Origin of the sequence: Tundrisphaera lichenicola, assembly GCF_051175385.1 — a bacterium.
Taxonomy (GTDB): domain Bacteria; phylum Planctomycetota; class Planctomycetia; order Isosphaerales; family Isosphaeraceae; genus Tundrisphaera; species Tundrisphaera lichenicola.
Genome location: NZ_CP195106.1, coordinates 4,705,639 through 4,724,513 on the forward strand (window position 1 = coordinate 4,705,639; position 18,875 = coordinate 4,724,513).

Genomic DNA, 18,875 nt, shown 5'->3' on the forward strand with positions numbered 1-18,875 from the left:
CAGATGGGCTGCGGATCGGATGCCTCCCTCAGGCGTGGGCCGAGACTCGCGGGCCTTGGGGCCGGAACGAGTCGATCGCCTTCAGGTCGGACAGGAGGCACGGCTGCTTGTATTGTTCGACGGTCCCGCCGCTTTTCGATAGCCGTCGACGCTGGAAATCGGACCAGGATCCGGCGGGTATGAGGAATGGCCGGATCGGGCCGAGTCGGAGGGTCTCGCGCTTGTTCTCGTATTCCAGATTGGCGAGCTTGAGCTGCCTCTCGGACTCGTCCGCGAGGCGGTCGGCGGAGAACCCCGAGGGCAGGTCACTCTCCTCGACGAGTAGATTGTAATAAGGGGGATCGCCCCAGCTTGGGAGGAGGAGGAACGCGTTGAGCTTGAGCCCCAAGTTCCGCTGGGCGGCGTTGACGGCGGCGACCACCTGGTACTCGGAGAGCTTCTCGCCGGTCAGGCTGGAGAAGTGCGCCCCCTTGTTGAGGAACTCGACCAGCGGGGCCTTCCCCTCGAAGCCGACGCAGCGGATCAGATCGTGGATCATGTAGCGATAGAGGCCACCCGAGGTGCTGGGGACGAGGAAGTAGCGTTGCCCCTCGATCAGGTCGACGGCCTCGACGGTCTCGGGATTCTCGCGACCTTCCTGGTCCTCGGGGATGAACTCGAAGTAGTGGCGGGCGATATCCAGGACACCGGCCGGGGTCCCGTCGGTGATCGGGATCGAGAACCGTCCTTCGGAGGCGATCAGGCCGACATCCCGGACGGCTCGATCGCCGAAGTACTCGGGATACCCTCGGAGATAGTCGCCCATCGTCCCGCCGGTCCAGTTGGCCAGGAGTTGCAGGTTGGGCCAGTAATCTTTGGGCAGGAGTCGTCCCGTCTGCTCGACTAGGGATTCGAGCCGCCGGGCCGTCCCCTTCCGTTTCCACCGGGTCCGGATCTTGACGGCCTGCCGGACCTCGTCGGGGATCTGCCACTTGGGGTCGATGGTCCCGTCGGCGATGTCGCGGATCAGGGTCGCCTTCTCGCGATCGCCGAGCCGGGCGATGGCCAGGATGGTGCTGGGATTGGCGGCGATCGTGGCGCCGAGGTCCCGGTAAGCCGAGAGCCGGAGGGCCAGGTAATATTTCGACTCGACGTCCTTGATCTTGGAGGCCGAGGGGGGCATGCAATAGGTGACCCGGACCAGTGGGCTCTGCATCTGGGCCGTCAGGCCGGTGATCGCCCCGCAAGGGATTCCGGCCGGGGTGAAGCTCTCCCGCCAGTCGCTGGCCAGTTGGAGGATCGCCATCATCCCGCAGTGGAGCATGTGCGGGTGGGCGTCGAAGGCCTGGATGCCCCAGATCGTCCACCCGTCCCGGTAGTCGCGGAGCGACTGGTCGGTGACCGGGATCGTCTTGGGTCGGTTGGTCGTCCCGGAGGTCAGGGCGAACATCAGGACCTTGGTCCCCTCGCCGAAGAGGGCCCCGGTCTCTCCCTGGCGGACCCGATCGATGTAGGGTTCGTGGCGATCGTAGCCGGAGACCGGGACCTGACGTCGGTAGTCCTCGGGCGACTTGATCTCGCCGAAGTGATGGTCGCGGCCGAACTGGCTGTCGGCATGGCGGGCGATCCGCTTCAGGAGGAGGTCGCGCTGAACCTGACCGGCGTCCTGACACTGGGCGAGAAACCCGCGAGCCTGCCGCCTCGATCGCTGGAGAAGAGGCAGGCCGATCAGCTTGCGGGTGCGATTGAACATAGAGAGTCACCCATCCTTCGGGTCGCGCGGGCCGAGAATCGGCCCGATCCTCTGGGATTCGCCCCGGATCCGTCAGGGCGAATCGGCTGGAATCTAGCCCAGGCTCGCAAGCCTGTCAATTGCAAGGATTAAGGATCGCCGATTCGATAACTTCCCGAAGTCATGATTCGCTCGGGACCGCCCTGTAGTTCCACTTCGGCAGGATCTCGTCGAACACGATCTTCATGTCCTCCTTGAACCCTGCCGCATACTTCCGCCCCGTCTGGTACACCTTCTCCAGGATGTCCACCGTCACCCGCAGCCCCGTGCTCGTGCTCGCCTTCTCCATCAACTCCTTCACCAAACCCACGCTCTCGAAGATCACGCCCTGGCAGGCTCGGGTCAGGTGCGGGAACAGCCGATGCTCGATCGGGTTGTATTTCGAGCAGTACGGCGGGTAGTGCGCCACACGGATCTCGATGCCGAGCCGATCGACCAGACCCTGGAGGTCCTCCTTGAACAGGTACTGGCTCGCACTGTTGCTGCCGCCGCCGTCGCACAGCAGCAAGATCGAGGTCGCACGGGGATAGCGGGCTCGGCCCTGGCCCTCCCACCACCGCTCGATGCTGTCGCAGGCGAACTCGCCCGTGTCGTGGCTGGTCCCCAGGTTCACATGGCCGTCGTTCTCCTTCACGTCGTACAGCCCGTGGGGGATGACCACACCCTCGGCGAAGCTGGGGAAGTCATGGTCGAACGTCCCAATGACCCCTTGGGTCAGGAGGTGCCCGGCCCGGTAGAAATTGCCGATCAACTCCTTCTTCTTGGTGTCGATGCTCACGATCGGGTTGTCGGTCCCGAGATACTCCCCCTTCAGCCGGGCGATGTTCTCGAACTGCTGGTTGCGGTCGGGATGCCCGCCCATCGCCCTGGCCTTCTGGGCCTTGCGGGTGACGTAGCCGTGCTTCTTGAGCAGTTGCTTGACCACCGGCACGCTGACTGGGGTGCCCGCCTCGGCCAGGTGGCCGGCGATCTGCTCATAGTTCAGGTCGGTCCAGCGGACCCCCTGCCGCATCGGGTCACCGGCCGTGCGATCCCGGAGCACCCGGAGGAAGTTCTCCTCCAGGAGCGGGATGGAGCCTATGCACGGCTTCGGGCCGCCCCTTTTTTACGAACCCGATCGCCGAGCCCGTCAGGGAGTCGATCCAGGTCCTGTTGGCCCTGGCGGATCGTCTTGGGATCGCAGCCCAGAAGCGTGGCGATATATTCGGTGCCCCCATGGCCGAGCTTGGCGGCCTCGATGGCCGCATATCGCCTGCGGTCCTTCTCCGAGAGCGAGTCGTGGAACATCCGCATCGAATGCTCGATCTCGGGGCTGTACGTCATGGCTGGGCGTCCGTTGCGAGGTCGTGATCGTCCTGGCTACGGTTATACGATGCCGAAGGCGTATCGGGAAGTTATCGAATCGGTGGTCCTAAGGGGCGGCGAGCCCCCCTTTCATCATCCGATTCAGCTCACGACAGCGATCCCCATTTCGCTCCGGAGCGGCATCTCCTCGAACGGTCCGATGGCCGATTCCGAACTCGGAGCCGCGACTTCAGCGGGGAGGGCCCTCGGTGCCGACTTGCGGACGAACGCCGAGACTCGATCCAGGTAAGTCGCCGGATCTTTCTCGCGGCAACGGTTGTGCTTCGCCCCGGCCACGATCCAGAGTTCCTTGGGATCTCCAGCCCTCTCGAACAGGGCTTTGGCGATGTCGACCCCGATATAGCCGTCCTTCTGCCCGTGGATCGCCAGCCAAGGGCGAGGGGCTAGCCGTGCGACAGCCCGCTCGACGTCGGAGTAGCGGCAGTGGAGTTTCATCTGGGTCCGGAGCCGGGCGGACCAGCCGAGGAACTCGAAGATCCAGACAGGCATCGCTTTCCAGAAGACCGGATTGCCGACGTAAATCTCGGCCCACCGGAGGATATACGAGAGCATCGTCCCGCGAGTCGGGAAGGCCCCATCGGTGACGACCCCCCAGACCTGAGGGTCGCGGCTGGCCACGCAAAGGGCCGTCCCGCCACCACGACTGACTCCGAAGAGTCCGACACCGGCCGGATCGGCGTCCGGGCGACTCCGAAGGTAGCTCAAGGCTGCCTGAAGGTCGAAGACCTCATGTTCGGTCACCCACTGGAGCGGCTTGTACTCGGGGTCGCTCGGGCTCTCACCATGGTTCCGGAAGTCGAAGCTGAAGAGGTCGAAGCCCTGGTCCCGGAGGTGATCGACGTAGGGCTTGGCGCTCCATCGGTCGCTCAGGTATTCGTGGCAGAAGACCACGACTCCCGCACGGGTCGAGGTCCTGGCTTTCAAATAAGTTCCGGCCAGGTGGAGGCCGTCACGGGTTCGAAACCGGACGTTCTCGCCATCCTGCGTCGGTGGGACGCGAAGCGGCAGGAAGATCGGCTTCTCCTCGAAGATCCTGACGACCTTCGGCATGTACCGGATGAGGATATAGATCAGGAACCCGGCCAGCCCAGCGATCACCGCGAAGGTCGAGCCGAGGAGGACGAGGGTGGCGGGGCTGGACACGAGTGGGCTCCGGTGACGTCGCCTGGGTTGCTGTTTCTTGGGTGTCGCTTCGATCGAGCGTAACGCCGGCCGTTGGGGCGGGTGGGTTGGGGCGAGGACGGGTCAGCCGGCGAACCGGCGGAGAATCAAGGCAATGTTCTGGCCCCCGAAGCCGAAGCTGTTGGAGAGGGCATAGTCAACTTTACGCTTCCGGGCCTCGTGGGGCACGTAATCGAGGTCACAGTCGTCGCCGGGGTTATCGAGATTGATGGTTGGGGGGACAATGCCGTCTCGGATCGTGAGCAGGCAAACAATCGCCTCGACACTCCCCGCCGCAGCGATCAGGTGGCCCATCATGCTCTTGGTGCTGGAGACCGGGACCTTGTAAGCCAGATCGCCGAAGCTCCGCTTGATGGCCAGCGTCTCGATCGAGTCATTGACCGAGGTGCTGGTCCCGTGTGCATTGATGTAATCGATCCCCGAGGGGTCGATCTCGGCGTCGGCCAACGCCTCTCGGATGCAAGCGATCGCCCCCCGGCCTTCGTCGTGGGTATCCGTCAAGCGGAACGCGTCGGCGGTCGAGCCGTAACCGGCGACCTCGCCGAAGATGGTCGCCCCTCGGGCCTTGGCGTGCTCGAGCTCTTCCAGGATGACCATGCCCGCCCCTTCGCCCAGGATAAACCCGTCGCGGTCGCGATCAAAGGGGCGGCTGGCCCGGGTCGGCTCGTCGTTCCGGGTCGAGAGGGCGGTCAGAAGATTGAATCCCGTGACGCCGAAGGGGTGGATCATGCTGTGAGTCCCGCCCGAGAGCATCACGTCCGCATCGCCTCGACGGATGATCTCGGTGGCCTCTCCGATCGCCTGCGAACTGGCGGCGCAGGCCGTCAGGCAGTTGGCATTCGGCCCCCGGGCGCCGAAGATCCCGGCCAGGTGGCCGGCGGGTGTCCCGGGCTCCTGCTCGGCTTCGTGGATCGGATGGAGTTCCCTCACGCCCTGGCGGGTGAAGTTCGAGGTATCCACCCGACCATCACGCGAGGAGGAGTGGACCAGCTTCACGAATCGGGGGAAGTCCTGCTGCCCCTCTCCCGATCCGAGATAGACGCCGAACCGACTTCGGTCCAATCCCTTGGCCGATTCCAGGCCCGAGTGATCCATCGCCATCCGGCCGGCGGCGATGGCGAACTGGGTGTTCCGGCAATGCTCTCGCCAGCGTTCGGCGTCGGAGACATAATCGGCCAGGTCGAACCCCTGGGCCTCGGCCGCGATCTGGGTCGGGAAGCTGGAGGCGTTGAAGAGGGAGATCGGCCCGACGCCGCTTTTGCCTTCCTGGAGAGAGGACCAGGTCGATTCCAGGTCGCGACCGACCGGGGTGACCATCCCCATCCCCGTCACGACGACTCGGCGCTGCATGAGACCGATCCTCTCGATTTGCGGATCCAACGGCGAGACAATTCTAAAGATAGCAAGAGAAGCAACCCCGCCGGTTCAGGCGGGTCGCCCGATCAGACGATTCCCGGATTGCCCCGGACGACCACGGCCGCAGCCTGCCCGTGACGGGTCAAGTTGGTGTTCAGGAAGGTCGGGTTGTCCGTGGCCCGAGCCTCGCCGCGGACCACGTCGATCGGTCCGAGCGCGGGATCGGGATCGTCACAGTTCAACGTCGCGGGGATGAGGCCGCGATTGACGCCCAGGAGGCTGGAGATCAGCTCGACCGCCCCGCATCCCGAGACGATGTTGCCCATGTAACCCTTGAGGGCGGTGACCGGCACCCCCCCCTGCCCCGAACCCTCGCCGAAGACCCGCCCGATTGCCCGGGCTTCGGCCAGGTCGGAGACCACGCTCGCCGCCCCGTGGGCGTTGAGGTGCCCGAGCTGATCGGGGGTCATTCCGGCGTCGCGGAGCGCCGATCTGATGGCGATCTCAGTGCCCACCCCTTCGGGGTCGAGGCCCCCGACGGGGCTGGCGTCGCAGCCCGAGCCGGAGCCGAGGATCTCGCCGTAGATCTTGGCCCCACGGGCCAGGGCGTGCTCTCGTTCTTCCAGGATCAGGATGCCCGCCCCTTCGCCGGGGACCCAGCCATCCCGGGCGACGTCGAAAGGTCGGCAGGCCCCGGACGGGTTGCCTCTCCAGCGCGACATCTGATCCAGGAGGCTCATCCGGACCATGCTCAGCGGGTGGATCTTGGAGTCGGCCCCGCCGGTGATCATCACGTCGGCCCGGCCTCGCGAGATGATCCGCGTCGCCTCGCCGATGGCCACATTGGAGGCGGCCTCGGCCTCCGTGATCGTGTTGCTCGGGCCCTGGCAGTCGAGCAGGATCGAGATGTGACAGGCCAGCATGTTCGGGAGGTACTTCAGGAGCCAGATCGGCGTGATCTTGGCGATTCCCTCGCGAGCATAGGCGTTGTAGTCGAAGGTCCCGTTCGACTGGTAACCCGCGTCGATGGCCGGCGCCAATTCATCCAGTTCGGTCGAGATCAGGCCGGCTCCGAGGTCGACGCCGATCCGGGTCGGGTCGACTCCGCCATCGGCGAGGCCGGCGTCGACCATCGCCAGTTGGGCCCCGGCCACCGAGAGCTGGATGTCTCGGGCCATGTATTTCAGGCTCTTGCCGATCGACTTCTTGAGGCGGGGGATCGCCAGGGCTTTCATCGCCTTGTCGTCGAAGTCGGGCACTTCACCGCCCAGATTGTTGGGCAGGCCGTCGACCGGGAAGGCTCGCACGGTGTCGACCGCTCCTCGGCCGCCGTTCAGCGAAGCCCAGAGCGGGTCGGCCCCGATGCCCAGCGGCGTGACGAGGCCCAATCCGGTGATGACCACTCGTCGTTCGGTACGGGGCATGGCTTACTCGTCAGACTCCTCCGAGGTCGATCGTGGGTACGCTTACGGGTTCGGAGGTCGGGTGGGGCTCAGCCGATTTCCGGGGTTGCTTCGTGACCATTGACGTTCGCCGAGGGCGACCCGTCCAGGGCTTGCGTCTGCTTCGAGTTGGCCTGGGCCTGGGCCAGGTGCAACACGCCCAGGAGCTGCTGGGTGAAGACGAAGTTCTTCGGGCCGAAGATCTGGTTGGCTCGCGAGTTATCGAGATGAGCGAAGAAGATCTCGACGTCCGCCAGGAGTTCGCCGTCGAGGAAGGCCTTGGCCTCGACCATCGCCCCTTCGGCGCGGAGGTCGGTTAGGGTCACTTCGTAGACGAGCTGGTCCCCGGCACACGCGACACCGAAGAATTCGGCACGGGGTATCTTGGCCAGCACGACCTTCTCGACGAACCCACCGGCCTCGCCGACCAGGATCCCGCCCGTCTGGGCGAGTCCCTCGATGATGAGCGAGGCGGGCATCACGGGGTATCCGGGATAATGATCGTGCAAATGCTCTTCCGCCAGCGTCAGATTCTTGATCGCACGAGCGAACTGGCCGCTGCGAAATTCCAGGAATTTATCGATCCAGATCCAACGCATGAGTAGAGCATCCGCGAAGAGAGGCGAGATCGCGGCTCGTTCCCGGCACGCGATCCGTACGGAGGTCCAGAGTATGGGCACGAAGCCAGTCAGGGCGGGGTCCGGCGACCGTCCCGCCCCGCGGGCCGAAGATTCAGGCCGCGAGCTTGCTCGAGACGTAATGAACGAGCATGTCCACGGTGTACAGATCGCCCATCTTTTCGACGTCCGGGTCGGAGGCGAATTCGGTCAGGTCGGCATACGGCATCCGGGCCTTCAGCTCGTCCAGCCCCTTGGCCGTGAGCTTGCCGTCCTCGATCATCCCAGGGTCGGTGACGACGTTTTCGGGGAAGAGCTCGCCCCGCGGGATCTTGATGCCGAAGTTCCGTTCGAGCCGGAACACGATATCCAGGAAGTCGATCGACTCGGCTCCCAGGTCGCCCTGCAGGGTGGCGTCGCGGGTGACATCCTCCTCGTCCACGCCGAGGGCGTCGACCAGGGTGGCTTGGACTTTCTGATAGATCTCGTCGTGCGTCGGCATGTCATCCTCGAGATAGACGGGAACACCAATCCGAATCCCACGATGGGGACCACCCTCCACCCGCCGCAGGCGCGGCCTGGCTTGATCATCGTCGGCGATTCGTGGGGATCGACTTCAATAACGGTCGGGACGAGGCAAGCGGGTGCAGTCTCGTTGGGGGTGGGGCAGTTGCGGTCAGCCAGCGTTCCGGAATTACGGAGGTCATCTTGATGTATTTCCTCGAAGCTTGCAACATCATCATCAAGTCTCACGCAATCCCGTCAACCCGTCCGACCCGCACTGTCAACCCCCGGAAGGCTCTACCAGGACCCCATCGGCTTCCACGGGCCGGGTGTCGCGTACGACCGCCCGGGCTCCCACGGAACCCTTCCTGAGCGTGGCATAGAGGTCGCGGAGGCCGGCGACGATCGAAGCATCGGTGGTATGAAGGGCCGGGTCTCGGTCTCGGAGATTGTATCGGGTCAGCGTGAACTGTCCCTTGACCATCACCTGACCGTCGCAGGTCCCTTCCCCTTTGAAGCTCGCTTCCCGATCGTCGTGGGAGACCAGCGTCACCTTGAGCTGGAGTTGACGGCCGGGCTCCACGAAGCTCCCGTATTTGATCATCTTGGCCTTCTTCAAGACCACCACGCTATGTGCGAAGTCTTCCATGTCGCGGACCAGCCAGGCTCCGGCCTGGGTGAGGGCCTCGAGCATCAAGACACCTGGCATCACCGGGAAGCCCGGGAAATGGTCCGCCAGGTATTCTTCGGCCAGGGATAGATTCTTGACGGCCACGAGCGACTGGCCCGGCTGGAGCTCAGTGATCCGATCAACAAGGACAAATCTCATGGAGGTCCCCGGAACGGCTGACGAGAAACCCGAGTGTCGAGAACCGAGGTCACGTCGATGACTTCGGTTTTCCGCAATCCCATGCCAAGTTTGGCATTGTAGCGATACATATCGGACTTGGCAAGGGAATCGACCCGAGTGTCAATCAACGATTGGGAGACGTCTCGGCCGCTCCTGAACAGAGTCTACAACCCAGGTCGTCAGGGTCAAATCAACCGATCGAGTTTGCCTAAAAATCACAAAGAACCCAGTCGACTGGCTTGCTCGGTCAAGAGAGTCCCGCCAGGTTCGGTAGGAGATCGGTCGTCTCGCCGGGTAGACGATAGGAAATCCGGCCGGAAGATGCTGAGGGCTTGCGTGGATTTCTGGTCGATGAGCGTAGGCAACGGAAATCGGCCCTCCTATACTAAAAGGGCCACGCGGAAGTGACTGCGCCGTGCCCGACGGCCTGACCCCAGAGGGACGACCCACCCGATGAGGCATTTCTTACGATCGGCCCTCACGCTAGCAACGTCCCTCTCGATCGTCGGATGTTTGCACGCTCCCATGCCCTGGTCTCCGGACGGGACCTGGCTGGCCTATTCGGTCGAGGTCCGTCCGATCGGCTCGATCCTGAAGCCCGGTTGGTTGTTCGAGTCCCCGGGCGGGGCGACCCGGCCGACGTCTGGTCCGATCCCCGGGTCGGCTCCGACCGGCTACAGGCTGTGGGCGACCCGGCCCGACACGGACCGTTCGGTCTTGCTCGAGGAATCGATCGGGCCGTTGACGGCACCCGGCTGGAGTCCCGATGGGCGTGCGCTGGCGTTCGGTCGGGTGGTCCCCGAGGAGAAGGGGCCGGGCCGACTGGAGGTGGTCATCCTCGAGGGACCGACCCGGCGGAGGGTGATCTTCAGCCGAGCCTTGCCCACCCCTCAAGGAGGAGGCGGGGCGGCTTCCTTGCCCGGGCAGGCGATCGCCTGGAGCCCCGACGGGCGATATCTGGCGGTCCCGCAACTCGGGCCCGATGGCCTGGCGATCATCCGGGCCGACAACGGCCGGCAGGTCAACTCGATCCCCGACGCCTTCCTCCCCTCCTGGTCGCCCGATGGAGGACGCCTGGCCTTCTACGTCCGGGGGACGAGCGACACCCTCCATTGCATCGACTCGGCTCTCGGGCAATCCCGACCATTAGTCGAGGTTGGACATGCCGGTCAGGCCCCGGCCTGGACTCGCGACGGGCTGTCGGTCCTGGTTCTGGCCCGGCTCCCGATCGCGGGCGAGGTGAACGTCCAGGGTGATCAGGCTCGGATGCTCCGGGTCCGAGTGGACGGCGGGCTCGTCGAATCGGTCAAGTTCCCGGCGATCGACGAGCTGATCCTCGATCGCGATCGGTCGTCCGAAGGTTTCTCGGTGGCGCTGGACCGTGAAGGGGAGAACCTGTTCTGCTCGGGAGTCGTGGAAGGTCAGCCCAATCAGGTGACCTGGTTTCGACCTCGCGAAGGATCGGTCTACAAGAAATTCTCGCTCCTGGACCATGGCGTCCCCATGGGGTCGCTCTCGCTCTCGCCCGACGGGCGGATCCTGGCCGCGCGTGTCGGGCCGATCGACCGTCTCTCGGCCCCGGCCCTCTGCGACCTGGAGAGCCCCGACCTCCGGTCTCGCTTGATCGCACCCGATGACGAGTCCCGGGTCGAATGGATCGCCACGCTGGTCCAGGCAGCCCGGCTGATTCTCGCCAATCTCCCGCCCGCTTCATTGGAGCCGAGCAATCCCTCCGCCAGGCGGATCGAGCGACCCACGCTACTGCCGGTCCTGGGAGAGTTCGAGGGGAACTCCGAGCCGACATTCCGGCTCCGACGCATCGGTCGAATGGGACGCCCGCTCTGCAACCGGCCGGAGGATGCTCCAGCGGCCTCCGCCGAGCTTCGGGAGATCCTCGACGAGGCTCGCCTCTTCTTCGACTATCTCCAGGAGGACTACTCCGCCGCGCTCAAATCACTCGAAGCCCTGGAGGGACAGGCTGCGACCCCGGAGCGGAGATTCCGGCTCCTGGGCGTCCGAGCCCAGATCTACCTGGCCCAGGGACGCGTCGAGCAAGCGGGTCGGACGATCGCCTATCTGAAGGATCGGGAACGCAAGCCTTCCCTCAGGATTGAAGCCACCGGGGCCGGCTACGCTCTATCGCCCGAATTGGATTCTTTTCAGGGATGGCCCGAGTACCTGGAAACGAGAGCCCTGGTGATCCGGGCGATACTCCATGACGAGCCCCTGGAGCCTCACTTCAATCCCGATGCCCCGCGCCCGATGAGCCCGTTCGATGCCCCGGAGTTGAATCTCAACCAGATCTTCCGCGACCCACCGGGGAGGGACGCCCCGAATCTCCCCGGCGGTTTCAATCCCGGCGGAAACCAGCCTCGGATCCCGATTCCTCGCGAATTCCCCGCGGGAATCCCTCGATGAGTGGGGCTTGGATCCCGCCGGTCAGAAGACGGTGAAAAGGATAATCTGGGCGGTCCGCGCGATCCGCGTCCGCTCTTCCGGGCTCATCGAGCCCCGATCGGCGATCTGATCGATGGTCCGGATCGTTTGTTTCATCAGGTTCACCTGATAGAGGCCGATCTTCAGGTCCTCTCGGTGTTCCAAGAGTGTCCGGAGGACCAATCGAACGGCCAGGGCCTCGTCGATCGGGTAATCCGGGGTTTCGTGCCAGATCGGTTCGATGTCGGAGCGGGCGGCCTCGCGGACGACTCCGTGGATCAGCCGGCTGATCGCTTCGAGCTTGGGATAGTCGATCGTCTCGGGAAGGTCGGCGATCGTGTGGTAGACCGGGTTTTCGCCGGTGGTGAAGAAGAGGTAGGGGATCTTCCTCGACCGGAACGGGCCGTAGTCGCTCCGGTCGATCACGAGCATGTCCGAGCCGAGCAGGCCGACGTCGATCGGTCGATCTTTCGATGACTCGGCAATCCAGGGCCGGACCTCGGGCTCGTGCTCGGAGCCTAGGACGAAGACCGACGAATCGCAGACACCGCCGAGCGACCGGCCGATCATGTCGGCGGTGAGGAACAGGGACACGCGATCGAGCGGGACGGGTGGATGGCGGGCGAAGAACTGCGAGCCTCGGAGTCCGAACTCCCCCTTTGGCCCGCGTTCCTCCAGATCGAAGCCGACGAACAGGATGCCTCGCCGGGGTTTTTGAGGGGACTCGACGATCGAGCGGGCGACTTCGAGCATCATCGCCACCCCGGACGCGTTGTCGTCGGCCCCGGGATAATAGGCCTCACCCCTGGTCCCGAGGTGGTCGTAATGGGCCCCGAGGATCACCCAGCGATCGGAAAGCCTGGGGTCCGATCCCGCGAGCCTGGCCCCGACGTTCACTCCGAGGACCTCGCCGGTCCCCTGCCCCGTCACGTCCTGGGTGTACGACCCTTCGAAGAGGGGATCGAGGCCGAGTCGCCGAAACTCATCGATCAGGTAGGCCCGAGTCTTGGCGGCCCCTTCCTCGCGACGACCTGCGAACTCGCGAGAGGCCAGCCGCTCGACGTGGGCCCGGAGCCGCCCCAGGTCGGGCTCCTGGGCGAGCACGGGGCCGGACCAGACGATCGCGAAAAACCATCCGAGGCATCCGATCCGTCGAATCATCATGGTCCCGGCCGAACCGGCCGTCCTCCGTGTGGCCCGGCCAGGAGTCGCGACCGGACCACCCGGCGCACTCCCGAGAACCCGACCTCGATCCCGGAAAAAAATCGCTCGCGATCCGTCATCATGGACTTTCGCGTGTCATGATTCCCGTCGTTCGGGAAAGGCGTCCCTACACGGAGGTTGGTCATGTCGCGAGGCTCGCTGCTCAAGACCCTGGTCCTTTCGACCGCCCTGATCGGGCTGTCGGGGCTGTCCGCGTCGGCCCAGGATTGGTCCGATTATATGCATTGGCCGTACACGCCGCCCCAGACCCCCGGCAGCGGCCACGAATACAAGTCGCTCTACGACGGCTGGTACGTCTATCCCAAGGAGCAGCGGATCGTCCCGCAGATCCAGGGACCGTTCTACCGGAACTACTACGGCGGGACCCGCAAGGCCGGCATTCACAAGTATGCCGAGGCTCACCATCCCTGGTACAAGCGGAAGTTCTACCAGGGTCACCACTATATTCTGGACGTCTTCTGACGTCAGGTCGAGATCACCCTCCGAGCGGCATCCCAGGGCCCGGCGAATTCGCCGGGCCCGGTCGATTTCGAAGGTGGGTCATCAACCGGCCGAGCCCAGCTCTCGGGCCATCTCGAAGTAAATCTCGGAGGCCATCCGGACCTGCTCCAATTCGACCCACTCGTCCTTGGTGTGGGCCTGGGCGATATCGCCGGGACCGAAGACCACGCAGGGGAGCCCCGAGTCGCCGAGCGGCCCGCCGTCGGTCCCGTACGGGACGCCCATCACGTCGGGCGTCCGCCCGCCGATTCGTTCGATCGCTCGCTTCAGGGCTGGGAGCGAGGACTCGGCTCGCCCCGGGATCAGCGGGGGCATGGTCACCCAGGGCGGGAGGAATTCGATCCCCGAGAGTTCGCCCAACTGCTCGGTGAGGAAGGACCGGACCCGGCCGATGCAATCGAGCGGTCGTTCGCCGGGGATGACCCGCCGGTCGATGTCGATCTCGCACCAGTCGGGGACCACGTTGACGCTGGTCCCCCCCTCGATCCGGCCGACCGAGAGGCTTGGCGGACCCAGGACCGGGTCGGGGGTCGATCGGCCCAGCGCCCCGGCATAGTCCGCCAGCGCGCGGATCACGCCCGCCATCTTGTAGATAGCATTCTCGCCCAGCTCGGGCGTCGAGGAATGGCAGGCCACCCCTTTCGTCCGGATCTTCCAGCGGACCGCCCCCTTGTGCCGGTCGACGATGTTCAGGAGCGTCGGCTCCGCCACGATCGCCAGGTCGGCCCCGAGGTTGGTGCTGGCGAGCTTCGAAGATCCGGTGTGGGTGAACTCCTCGTCGACAGTGCAGGCCATCACGACCGAGGCCGAGCCGGCGGGCCGCTCGCGGACCAGGCGGGCGAAGGCCGTCAGCATCGCGGCCATCCCCCCCTTGATGTCGCAGGCCCCCCGGCCATAGAGGCGGCCCTCGCGAAGTTCGGGGGAGAACGGGGCGATGGTCATCCCGTCGACTGGGACGGTATCCTGATGGGCGTCGAAAAGGATCGTCCGGCGCGAACTCGGGGCGTCGTACCGGGCGATCAGGTTGTCGCGGCCCGGCGAGACCACCTGACGCTCGAAATCCACCTTGAGTCCGGCGAACCAGCCCTCCAGGTAATCCGAGACGCCCCCTTCCAGGAACTCGGACCCGGAGAGCCCCCGTCCCATCGGGTTCACGCTGGGGATGGCGACGAGGTCCGAAAGCAGGCGGGTCACGGCGTCCAAAGGATTGGCTCCCGTGGGGAGTTGCGGAATGATCGTCGATTCTGATCGATTCTAACTTTCGCGGAGCCCCGAGGCCACCGGGACGCGATCCTCGCTCGTGAGGGAGTCGTCGGGAGGTAGCCCAGCTCATCCCATTGAGGTCGCGGATTGGAGCAGGGTTGAAGCATTCTCGAAGGGCCGGCGCGAACCGTCCAGAGTCGGCGTCGTCGGGCGAGAAGCCTCGCTCCGATCTCCGAGAGGGGCCTCGCCGAGCCCAATTTTCGGGAAGCCGTGAAGCTTCGGAACTTGGCACACCAATCGCTGGAGGTGGGGTCGGTCATGCCGACGAGGAAAGCGCGATAATTCCTCTTGTCGAGTTACCCGCCGACCATAGAATCGACGATACCTCATGGGGGTCCGTACGGTCGTCCGGGCCTCCCCACTTCTCTCCGAGGGTCAGGCAAATCCGATGAGCGAACCCGCGGGCTGCTCGTCCTCCGCCGTCGTCATCGCCCCCGGGACCGAGATCCCGGACGGCGATGAACCTCCCAGTTTTGGGCCGACCCCCGGCCCCAACACTCCCCGACATCCCGCCTGGGATCACGTCCCCGACGCCCAGTGGGACGACTGGCGCTGGCAATCCCAGAACGCGGTCCGGAACGCCAGGCAACTGGCCGAGCTGCTCCCGTTCTCCGCCGAGGAGCGTGTCGCACTCGGGATCCTCACCACCCAGTACAAGCTGGCGATCCCGCCGTATTACTTTTCGCTGATCGATCCAGGAGACCTCCTCGACCCGATCCGGCTCCAGTCGGTCCCCTCACCCCTGGAACTCCTGGGCGCGACCGGGACCGAGGAAGACGATCCGCTGGACGAGGACAAGGACTCGCCCGTCCCCGGCCTGACGCACCGGTATCCCGACCGGGCCTTGATGGTGACGACCCACGTCTGCACCATGTATTGCCGGTTCTGCACCCGCAAGCGGGCCACGATGAAGCGCGGCGGCTGGGATTCGGTCTCCCGCGATGATCGACGGATGGTCGAATATGTGCGCGATCATCCCGAGATCCGCGACGTGATCGTCTCCGGGGGCGATCCGCTGACGCTCCCGACGGAGAAGCTCGCGTTCTTCGTCGAGAACCTCTCCGCGATCGAGCATCTCGACGTCATCCGGATCGGCACCCGAGTGCCCGTCACCCTCCCGCAGCGTCTCTTCGACGACGAGGTCATCGAGATCCTGTCCGCCTCGGACAAGATCTGGATCCAGACCCACTTCAACCACCCGCGAGAGGTCACTCCCGAATCGGCGAGGGCCTGCAAGCGGCTCCGGATGGCGGGGATGCCGATCAACAACCACGCGGTCTTGTTGAAAGGGGTCAACGACAGCCTGGCCGTCCAGAAGGAGCTTTGCCGGGCCTTGCTCCGGATCAAGGTCCGTCCCTATTACCTGTTCCATTGCGATCCGGTCACGGGCGCGGGACACTTCCGGACGCCGGTCTGGAAGGGGATCGAGATCATCGAGGGCCTGCGCGGGCACATCTCGGGCCTGGGCGTGCCGACCTACGTCGTGGACGCCCCCCGGGGAGGCGGCAAGATCCCCTTGATGCCGAACTACCTGCTCTCGGCCTCGAACGACTCGGTCGTCCTCCGGAATTATGAAGGGATGATCGTCCATTATCATCCGACCGGCGAACCTCCCGAGACCCCATCCGCGGTGGTGACCCAGGGAGTCAGCGGCCTCCTCGAGGGCAAGGCCGAGGTCCTGATTCCCGAGGGGAATCCTCGACACGCCAGGCGAGCCGCCCGGCCCCCGCTGGCCGTCAAGGGTCCTCATCTGAACGGCAATGGCAACGGTCACGGCACGAATGGCCACTCCCATCGGGAGAATGGCTCGTGAAGATCGGGATCGCCTTCGACCTCGCCCCGGTCGCCCCGGCCCTTCCCCTCGAAGGGCCGGACGACCGGTTCGAGGAGTTCGACAAGCCCGAGACCGTCGAGGCCATCGCCGAGGTGATCCGGGGCGAGGGTCATGAGGTGGTCCTCCTCGGCGATGGTCGCGACTTCCTGGAAAAGGTCCTGGCCGACCCGCCCGACTTTGTTTTCAACATCGCCGAAGGGGAGGGAGTCGGCCGATGTCGTGAGGCCCGAGTCCCGGCCGCGTTGGAGATGCTGGGGATTCCCTATTCGGGCTCGGACCCCCTGACGCTGGCGGCGTGCCTGGACAAGAGCGTGGCCAAGCGCCTGGTCGCGACCGAGTCCGAAGTGAAGTTTCCCAGGAGCTGGACCTTCGACGATCGGAGGCCCGGATTCAGCGAGGTGGTCCTCAAGGGGATCTTCGGAGAATACAACGGTCTGAAACCCGGCGGACCTGCAAGTACGTTGATCTTCAAGCCTGCCTTCGAAGGATCCAGCAAGGGCATCCGGGACCGGTGCATCGCCGACGACGCCGAGGAAGCGATCGCCATCTATCGGAGGCTCATCCGAGACTATCGCCAACCCATCCTCGCGGAGGAGTTCATCTCGGGCGACGAGGTGACGGTCGGCGTGATCGGCAAATACGACCGGTCTCCATACGCCATAGGGGCGATGCGCATCGTCCCGAAGCAGCCGGACGATCGTTTCGTGTACTCCCTGGAAGTGAAGCGAGACTGGCGGAACCGCGTCTCCTATGAAGCTCCCCCGGACTTGCCGGATCCCGTCGTGGCCGATCTGGCCCTGGATGCATGCTACGCGTATTCGGCGCTCGGCTGTCGCGACTTTGCCCGGATCGACTTCCGGGTCCGCGACGGCGTCCCCTACTTCATCGAGGCCAACCCCTTGCCGGGTCTGGCCCCGGTGACGAGCGATCTGGTCATCCTGGCCGAAGGCCACGGAATTGGCTATGCTGATCTGATTCGCATGATACTGCACGCGAGCCTGACCAGGGTGGGCCTCTCGTGAGCCGTCGCAAGAGCCGGGTCGCCGTCCTGTTCAATGCCCCGATCCTCCCGACCGACCATCCCGACTCGGCCTCCGAGGCCGATGTCGTCGAGGTGGCCCGCGTGGTGGCCGATGCCCTGTCTCGCGAGGGCCTGGAGGCCTGGCCGGTCCCGGCATCGCCGCCGATTGGCAAGGTCCTGGGCCTCCTGGCCAACCCGGTCCCCGACGTGATTTTCAACCTCATTGAGGGGTTCGGCGGTCTGAGCATCGGCGAGGCTTACGTGACGGGGCTCCTCGAACTCCTGCGGCTCCCCTACACCGGCTGCCCCCCGGAGGCCCAGGCCCTCTGCCATTCCAAGGGGCGGACAAAGGCAATCCTCCGAGGGTCCGGCCTCCCGACCGCCCTTTCGGTCGTGGCCCATCCGGGCGAGGCGGTCCCGAAGTGGAACGGCCCCTGGCCGGCGATCATCAAGCCCGAAGGCGAAGACGCCAGCCTCGGGATCGACCAGCGAAGCGTGGCCGAGTCGCCCGAGGAGATGATCGAGGCCGTGGCCCGGCTTCGCGTCAGCCACGGCGGCCCGGTTTTGATCGAGGCCTATCTGCCCGGTCGCGAATTCAATGTCGGGGTCCTCGCACTCCCCGAAGCCGAGGCCCTGCCGGTCGCCGAGATCGTCTTTCGGATGCCCGATGGGTCGTGGCCGATCCTGACCTACGACGCCAAGTGGTCGGTCGGTTCGGCGGAGGACCTGGGCAGTCGGCCCCAATGTCCGGCGGAGGTCGAGCCGCTCCTGGCCGATCGCCTGGCCGGCCTGGCAGTCGAGGCGTTCCGGGTGACCGGTTGCCGGGATTACGCCCGGGTCGACTTCCGGCTCGATCCAGAAGGCTCGCCCATGATCCTGGAGGTCAATCCCAACCCCGACCTGGGCCCGGGAGCCGGATGGGCTCGGGCCCTCCTGGCCTCGGGTAGAGGCTACGAAACCACGCTCGCCGGGCTCGTCCGGCAGGCCCGGGACCGGGGGAACAGTCATGCCCAAGGGTGAATGGACCCTCCGCGAGCTTCGACCGGACGATCGTCCCGAAGTCGCGCGAATCCTCGAATCGTCGGGTGCCTTCCGACCAGATGAGGTGGCGGTCGGGCTGGAACTGGTCGACGAGACCTTGAATCCCGGCCCATCGACCGACTATCGGTGGTCGGTCGCCGAGTTTGATGGAGAGGTCGTCGGCTTCGCTTGCTTCGGCCCGGTCCCGATGACCCAGGGGACGTTCGACCTCTACTGGATCGCCGTCGACACCGAGGCCCAGGGCTCGGGCGTGGCGTCTCGGATCGAGCAGGCGGTGGTCGATGAGGTGGTCTCGCTCGGGGGTCGATGGCTCGTGGCCGAGACCTCCTCGACACCGCCCTACGCCCCGGCCCATGCCTTCTACGGCCGGAGGGGGTATCGCCTGCTCGGTCGGATCGAGGACTATTATCGGGCAGGAGACGACCGGCTCATCTACGGGAAGCGGCTCGACCAACAATAAGGATGGCC

General features: G+C 65.3%; 17 protein-coding genes. 6 read left to right on the top strand and 11 right to left on the bottom strand.

The genetic code is table 11. From position 1 onward, the window contains the following. Nucleotides 1-28 precede the first annotated feature (28 nt). The 9 genes from P12x_RS18505 to P12x_RS18545 form a co-directional block, all read right to left on the bottom strand. Entirely contained in the window at nt 29-1,732 is a 1,704-nt protein-coding gene (locus P12x_RS18505) for a GH3 auxin-responsive promoter family protein (protein ID WP_435006005.1), read from the bottom strand. 160 nt (nt 1,733-1,892) lie between these two features. Then, nucleotides 1,893-2,852, bottom strand: coding sequence for an ISAzo13 family transposase (locus P12x_RS18510; RefSeq protein WP_435011652.1), 960 nt, complete (start codon nt 2,850-2,852; stop codon nt 1,893-1,895). Further along, nucleotides 2,849-3,094, bottom strand: a complete 246-nt coding sequence (locus P12x_RS18515) for a hypothetical protein (protein WP_435006007.1) — start codon at nt 3,092-3,094, stop codon at nt 2,849-2,851. The genes P12x_RS18510 and P12x_RS18515 overlap by 4 nt, the downstream gene beginning before the upstream one ends. Before the next feature lie 123 nt (nt 3,095-3,217). Beyond that, nucleotides 3,218-4,279, bottom strand: a complete 1,062-nt coding sequence (locus tag P12x_RS18520) for an alpha/beta hydrolase (RefSeq protein ID WP_435006009.1) — start codon at nt 4,277-4,279, stop codon at nt 3,218-3,220. Between the two features lie 102 nt (nt 4,280-4,381). After that, nucleotides 4,382-5,668, bottom strand: a complete 1,287-nt coding sequence (gene fabF / locus P12x_RS18525) for a beta-ketoacyl-ACP synthase II (RefSeq protein ID WP_435006011.1) — start codon at nt 5,666-5,668, stop codon at nt 4,382-4,384. 92 nt (nt 5,669-5,760) lie between these two features. Further along, a complete protein-coding gene (locus P12x_RS18530; protein ID WP_435006013.1) occupies nt 5,761-7,098 on the bottom strand; it encodes a beta-ketoacyl-[acyl-carrier-protein] synthase family protein in 1,338 nt (445 codons plus the stop codon). A 68-nt stretch (nt 7,099-7,166) separates the two neighbouring features. Continuing rightward, complete coding sequence (locus P12x_RS18535; protein ID WP_435006016.1) at nt 7,167-7,715, bottom strand: 3-hydroxyacyl-ACP dehydratase FabZ family protein; 549 nt, start codon at nt 7,713-7,715, stop codon at nt 7,167-7,169. Between the two features lie 133 nt (nt 7,716-7,848). Next, nucleotides 7,849-8,235, bottom strand: coding sequence for an acyl carrier protein (locus P12x_RS18540; RefSeq protein WP_435006019.1), 387 nt, complete (start codon nt 8,233-8,235; stop codon nt 7,849-7,851). A gap of 282 nt (nt 8,236-8,517) precedes the next feature. Further along, nucleotides 8,518-9,066 (bottom strand): 3-hydroxyacyl-ACP dehydratase FabZ family protein, encoded by a 549-nt coding sequence (locus tag P12x_RS18545; protein WP_435006022.1) that lies wholly within the window; start codon nt 9,064-9,066, stop codon nt 8,518-8,520. A 546-nt stretch (nt 9,067-9,612) separates the two neighbouring features. Here P12x_RS18545 and P12x_RS18550 point away from each other — a divergent pair. Next, nucleotides 9,613-11,505: a biopolymer transporter Tol gene (locus P12x_RS18550; protein ID WP_435006023.1), complete on the top strand. Its 1,893-nt coding sequence runs from the start codon at nt 9,613-9,615 to the stop codon at nt 11,503-11,505. A gap of 21 nt (nt 11,506-11,526) precedes the next feature. On the opposite strand, the gene P12x_RS18555 is transcribed toward P12x_RS18550, so the two are convergent. After that, nucleotides 11,527-12,687 (bottom strand): M28 family metallopeptidase, encoded by a 1,161-nt coding sequence (locus tag P12x_RS18555; protein ID WP_435006024.1) that lies wholly within the window; start codon nt 12,685-12,687, stop codon nt 11,527-11,529. Between the two features lie 183 nt (nt 12,688-12,870). On the opposite strand from P12x_RS18555, the gene P12x_RS18560 reads away from it, so the two are divergent. Further along, nucleotides 12,871-13,209: a hypothetical protein gene (locus tag P12x_RS18560; RefSeq protein ID WP_435006027.1), complete on the top strand. Its 339-nt coding sequence runs from the start codon at nt 12,871-12,873 to the stop codon at nt 13,207-13,209. Between the two features lie 81 nt (nt 13,210-13,290). Here P12x_RS18560 and P12x_RS18565 read toward each other — a convergent pair whose 3' ends face one another. Further along, a complete protein-coding gene (locus P12x_RS18565) occupies nt 13,291-14,442 on the bottom strand; it encodes a M20 family metallopeptidase (protein ID WP_435011687.1) in 1,152 nt (383 codons plus the stop codon). Nucleotides 14,443-14,899: 457 nt separating this feature from the next. Between P12x_RS18565 and P12x_RS18570 the strand changes: the two genes are divergently transcribed. From P12x_RS18570 to P12x_RS18585, 4 genes are read left to right on the top strand one after another with little or no spacing between them, the layout of a single operon-like run. Beyond that, complete coding sequence (locus P12x_RS18570) at nt 14,900-16,324, top strand: KamA family radical SAM protein (RefSeq protein WP_435006029.1); 1,425 nt, start codon at nt 14,900-14,902, stop codon at nt 16,322-16,324. Further along, the gene (locus tag P12x_RS18575; RefSeq protein WP_435006032.1) at nt 16,321-17,367 is read left to right on the top strand and encodes a D-alanine--D-alanine ligase family protein; all 1,047 of its coding nucleotides are present in this window, start codon (nt 16,321-16,323) and stop codon (nt 17,365-17,367) included. The genes P12x_RS18570 and P12x_RS18575 overlap by 4 nt, the downstream gene beginning before the upstream one ends. Beyond that, a complete protein-coding gene (locus P12x_RS18580; protein ID WP_435006034.1) occupies nt 17,364-18,386 on the top strand; it encodes a D-alanine--D-alanine ligase family protein in 1,023 nt (340 codons plus the stop codon). Before P12x_RS18575 ends, P12x_RS18580 begins: the two co-directional genes overlap by 4 nt. Next, entirely contained in the window at nt 18,373-18,867 is a 495-nt protein-coding gene (locus tag P12x_RS18585) for a GNAT family N-acetyltransferase (protein WP_435006035.1), read from the top strand. The genes P12x_RS18580 and P12x_RS18585 overlap by 14 nt, the downstream gene beginning before the upstream one ends. The last annotated feature ends 8 nt before the right edge of the window (nt 18,868-18,875 follow it).